The 4,831-nt window shown below is 72.3% G+C and carries 5 protein-coding genes; 4 read left to right on the top strand and 1 reads right to left on the bottom strand.

Annotated features, from left to right (window positions below):
- Positions 1-104: 104 nt before the first annotated feature.
- Positions 105-1,418, bottom strand: a complete 1,314-nt coding sequence (locus tag ACFXGA_RS27735; RefSeq protein ID WP_378092741.1) for a M14 family metallopeptidase — start codon at positions 1,416-1,418, stop codon at positions 105-107.
- A gap of 169 nt (positions 1,419-1,587) precedes the next feature.
- On the opposite strand from ACFXGA_RS27735, the gene hisD reads away from it, so the two are divergent.
- From hisD to ACFXGA_RS27715, 4 genes are read left to right on the top strand one after another with little or no spacing between them, the layout of a single operon-like run.
- Complete coding sequence (hisD, locus tag ACFXGA_RS27730) at positions 1,588-2,904, top strand: histidinol dehydrogenase (RefSeq protein ID WP_378092739.1); 1,317 nt, start codon at positions 1,588-1,590, stop codon at positions 2,902-2,904.
- On the top strand, positions 2,901-4,004 hold the full coding sequence (locus ACFXGA_RS27725) for a histidinol-phosphate transaminase (protein ID WP_378092737.1): 1,104 nt from the start codon (positions 2,901-2,903) through the stop codon (positions 4,002-4,004). Before hisD ends, ACFXGA_RS27725 begins: the two co-directional genes overlap by 4 nt.
- Positions 4,001-4,600, top strand: coding sequence for an imidazoleglycerol-phosphate dehydratase HisB (gene hisB / locus ACFXGA_RS27720; RefSeq protein ID WP_378092735.1), 600 nt, complete (start codon positions 4,001-4,003; stop codon positions 4,598-4,600). The genes ACFXGA_RS27725 and hisB overlap by 4 nt, the downstream gene beginning before the upstream one ends.
- Positions 4,601-4,756 (top strand): hypothetical protein, encoded by a 156-nt coding sequence (locus tag ACFXGA_RS27715; protein WP_378092733.1) that lies wholly within the window; start codon positions 4,601-4,603, stop codon positions 4,754-4,756.
- The last annotated feature ends 75 nt before the right edge of the window (positions 4,757-4,831 follow it).

The following is a 4,831-nucleotide window of genomic DNA, read 5'->3' as shown; positions in this document are numbered from 1 at the left end:
GCTGGAGCGCCCGGTGGCCGCCGAGCACGCGCTCGCGGAGGTGGTGAGGGCGTCACCGCACTACTTCGTCGAGCCCGCGCAGGTCGATCAGGCCGTGGCGGCCGTCAGCAGGTGCGCCCGGTGATGCGCGGGACGCAGTCGGAGTAGTCGAGGAACAGCTGCACGGCCGAGTCGTTGCGCGAGGTCTGCGTGGCGATCACCGTGTCGCGCGGGTAGAAGCCGCTGGTGCCGCTCGCCGACGCCGGGTACATCTCGAACGTGTAGCTCCAGATCTTGTGCTCCGCCCACATCCAGTCGTCGACGCTGCCGTCGGTGATGTAGAGGTCGCTGGCCTGCTGCGGCGTGTAGCCGTTCAGCGCCGCCATCCGCCGGCCCATGGTCTGGAACACGTTGGCCTGGGTGGCGTCCAGGCCCGCGGCGGTGTCGTTGTAGGTGTAGCCGTACGGCCACAGGATCAGCTCCGAGAACGTGTGCCAGTCGATGTGCGACTTGATCTGCTGCACGCCGCCGACCACGCGGGTGCCGACGAAGTCCCGGACGCGGGCGGTCTCCGGCGCGGAGAACGCCGACGGGCCGCGGTAGGTCTCGCTCGACCCGCTGCCGCTGGAACCGCCGCAGCAGCCCCACTGGTAGCCCCAGTTGCGGTTGGGGTCGGTGCCGGTGGAGGTGGAGTTCGGCTGCCGGTTCTTGCGCCACGCCCGGAACGAGCCGGTCGCGATGTCGTACTCCGCGCCGTCCGGGTTGACGCTGGGGATGACCCAGATCTCCCGGCTGTCGACGGTGCTCTTGATCGCCGAGTTGGACGCGTAGTTGTCCGTGTACCGCTTGATGATGTGCAGGCACATCTCCACGGTCAGGTGCTCGCGCGCGTGCTGGTTGCAGGTGAACAGCACCTCGGGCTCGGCCTCGTCGACCGTCGGGTTGTCGCTGATCTTGATCATCCACAGGTCGCGGTTCTGGTACGACTTGCCGATGCTGCGCAGCGTGACGAGGTTCGGGTGGTCGCTGACCGTCTGGTTCAGCTCGGCGACCATCTCGGCGTAGTTGTGGTAGCCGGTGTAGCCGGACGGGAAGTCCAGCGTGCCGAGCTGCGGGTCGGCGAAGTCCGCCTTGCCCAGGCCCGCGAGCTGGGCGTCGGCGTCGCCGGTGTTCCGCATCGGGAGCCCGGTGGCGCGCAGCAGCCACTGCTGGCGGGGTTCGGCGATCACGGTGAGCGTGTCGCCGTTCTGCCCGAGCACGTCGACCCCGGTCCGGGCGACCTTGGTCCGCGCCTCCGGGGTCGGCGCGGTGACCTCGAAGACGGACCGCTCGGGGGAGTGCGAGGTCGCCGGTTGCGCCGACCCGGGGTGCGCGGGGAGCACCAGGGCCACGCTCGCGACCAGCGCGGCGGCCACGAGGCCGCGCCGCTTGGTGAACATCAAGCCTCCATCATCAGCAGGGTTTGCGACGGAGATGGGTGTTACCCAACAGAAAGCTCACACAGCGTGGCCCGACGTTCACAATCCGAGGTAGCCCCCGTTTGTCGGGTTCACCGCCCGGGTGCGGGGTGACAGTTGACGGAATTGGCGACCGCTTACCCTTGGGGGCATGCTCAGCCGCATCGACCTGCGAGGTCGGGTTCCGTCCGCCGCCGAACTGCGCGCCGCGCTGCCGCGCGCCGAGGTCGACGTGGACGCGGTGCTGCATCACGTCCGCCCGCTCGTCGAGGACGTGCGCGCCCGGGGCGTCGAGGCCGTGCTGGAGCACGGCGAGAAGTTCGACAAGGTCCGCCCCGCGTCCGTCCGCGTGCCCGCCGCCGAGCTGGAGCGCGCCCTGGCCGAGCTGGACCCGGCCGTGCGCGCGGCGCTGGAGGAGTCGATCGCGCGGGCCCGCAAGGTGCACGCCGACCAGCGCCGGGTCGACACGACCACGCAGGTCGTGCCCGGCGGCACGGTCACCGAGCGCTGGGTGCCGGTGGCCCGCGTCGGCCTGTACGCCCCCGGCGGCCTGGCCGTCTACCCGTCCAGCGTGGTCATGAACGTGGTGCCGGCGCAGATCGCGGGCGTCGAGTCGCTGGTCGTCTGCTCGCCGCCGCAGGAGGAGTTCGGCGGCCTGCCGCACCCGGCGATCCTGGCCGCCGCCGCGCTGCTGGGCGTGACCGAGGTGTGGGCCGTGGGCGGCGCGCTCGCGGTCGCGCTGCTGGCCTACGGCGGCACGGACACCGACGGCCGCGCCCTGGAGCCGGTGGACCTGGTGACCGGTCCGGGCAACATCTACCTGACCGCGGCCAAGCGGCTGCTGCGCGGCCTGATCGGCATCGACTCCGAGGCCGGGCCGACCGAGATCGCGATCCTGGCCGACGGGACGGCCGACCCGGTGCACGTGGCCGCCGACCTGATCAGCCAGGCCGAGCACGACACGCTCGCCGCGAGCGTGCTCGTGACCACGTCCGAGGAGCTGGCGGACGCCGTGGACGCCGAGCTGGAGCGCCGGACCGCCGCCACCAAGCACGCCGAGCGGGTGCGGACGGCGTTGACCGGCAAGCAGTCCGGCACCGTGCTGGTGTCCGACCTCGCCGACGGGCTGCGGGTGGTGGACGTGTACGCCGCCGAGCACCTGGAGATCCAGACCGCCGACGCCCGCGAGGTCGCCTCCCGCGTGCGCGCGGCCGGCGCGGTCTTCGTCGGGCCGCACTCGCCGGTGTCGCTGGGCGACTACTGCGCGGGCTCCAACCACGTGCTGCCCACCGGCGGGTGCGCGCGGCACTCGTCGGGGCTGTCGGTGCAGACGTTCCTGCGCGGCATCCACGTGATCGACTACAGCGAGGACGCGTTGCGCGAGGTGGCGTCGCACGTCGTGGCGCTGGCGAACGCCGAGGACCTGCCCGCGCACGGCGAGGCGGTCACGGCGAGGTTCCGCGGATGAGGCCGATCGGCGCCGAGGTCGAGCTGGTCGACCTCCCCCTGCGCGAGGACCTGCGCGGGCGCACGCCGTACGGCGCGCCGCAGCTCGACGTGCCCGTGCGGCTGAACACGAACGAGAACCCGTACCCGCCCACGCCCGCCCTGGTGGAGGACGTGGTGCGGGAGGTGGCGGCGATCGCGGGCGAGCTGCACCGCTACCCGGACCGGGACGCGGTGGCGTTGCGCGAGGACCTGGCGGGCTACCTGGCCTCGGCCACGGGCGTGCCGCTGACCTCGGCGAACGTGTGGGCCGCGAACGGCTCGAACGAGGTGCTCCAGCAGATCCTCCAGGCGTTCGGCGGGCCCGGCCGGACGGCGCTGGGCTTCGAGCCGTCGTACTCGATGCACCCGATCATCGCGGCGGGCACCCGCACCGAGTGGGCGCCCACGCCGCGCCGCGAGGACTTCTCGCTGGACGTGGACCGGGCGGCGGGGATCGTCGCCGAACGCGCGCCCGACGTGGTGTTCGTGACCAGCCCGAACAACCCGACCGGGCAGAGCCTGCCGCTGGACGACCTGCGCGTGCTGATCGAGGCGTCGCCGGGCGTGGTCGTGGTGGACGAGGCGTACGCGGAGTTCTCGTCGCGGCCGAGCGCGGTCGCGCTGCTGGCGGACCACCCGGCGAAGCTGATCGTCAGCCGGACCATGAGCAAGGCGTTCGCCTTCGCCGGCGGCCGGCTCGGCTACCTCGCCGCCGCGCCCGCCGTGGTGGACGCGTTGCAGCTCGTGCGGCTGCCGTACCACCTGTCGGCGTTGACGCAGGCCGCGGCGCGGGCGTCGCTGCGGCACGCGGCCGAGACGCTGGGCTCGGTGGCCCGGCTGGCCGCCGAGCGGGACCGGGTGGTCGACTCGCTGTCGGGCCTGGGCTTCTCGGTGGTGCCGAGCGACGCGAACTTCGTGCTGTTCGGCTGGTTCGAGGACACGCGCGCCACGTGGCGGTCCTACCTGGAACGGGGCGTGCTGATCAGGGACGTCGGCATCGTCGGGCACCTGCGGGTGACGGTCGGGACCCCGGAGGAGAACGACGCGTTCCTCGCGGCGAGCAAGGAGGTTGGCCGGTGAGCCGGGTCGGCAAGGTGGAGCGGACCACCAGGGAGTCTTCGGTGCACGTCGAGGTGGACCTCGACGGCACCGGCAAGGTCGAGATCGCGACGGGGGTGCCGTTCTACGACCACATGCTGACCGCGCTGGGCGTGCACGGGTCGTTCGACCTGGTCGTCCGGGCGACCGGCGACGTGGAGATCGACGCGCACCACACCGTGGAGGACGTGGCGATCGTGCTCGGGCAGGCGTTGCGGGAGGCGTTGGGCGACAAGGCGGGCATCCGCCGGTTCGGCGACGCGTGGATCCCGATGGACGAGACGCTGGCGCACGCGGCGGTGGACGTGTCCGGGCGGCCGTACTGCGTGCACGTGGGCGAGCCGGAGCAGTTCAACGCCTTCACGATCGGCGGCAACTACCCGTTCGTGCTGAACCGGCACGTGTTCGACTCGCTGGCGTTCCACGCGGGGATCGCGCTGCACGTGCGGGTGGAGTACGGGCGCGACCCGCACCACATCACCGAGGCGCAGTTCAAGGCGATCGCGCGGGCGCTGCGCGCGGCGGTCGAGCCGGACCCGCGCGTCGGCGGCGTGCCGTCGACCAAGGGCGTCCTGTAGATGCCGAAGGAGTACGTGGTCCTCGGCCTGCTGGCGTTGGCGGGGTTCCTGGGCGGCGGCGTCTACAGCACGTGGAAGACGGCGCGGGGCCTGGCGGTCCTGCTGCTCGTCCTCGCCCTGGTGGCCGTGGGCGCCGCCGTGGCCTGGCTGCTCTGACCCGAACGTTCACCTCACCCGTTCCGAACGTAGGACACGCGCGTTCCGAACGTAGGACACGCGCGTGAGTCCTAC

Source organism: Actinosynnema sp. NPDC059335 (assembly GCF_042752395.1).
Taxonomy (GTDB): Bacteria; Actinomycetota; Actinomycetes; order Mycobacteriales; family Pseudonocardiaceae; genus Actinosynnema.
Note: the sequence above shows the minus strand (reverse complement) of the source record. Positions and strands in the feature narration are given on the sequence as shown.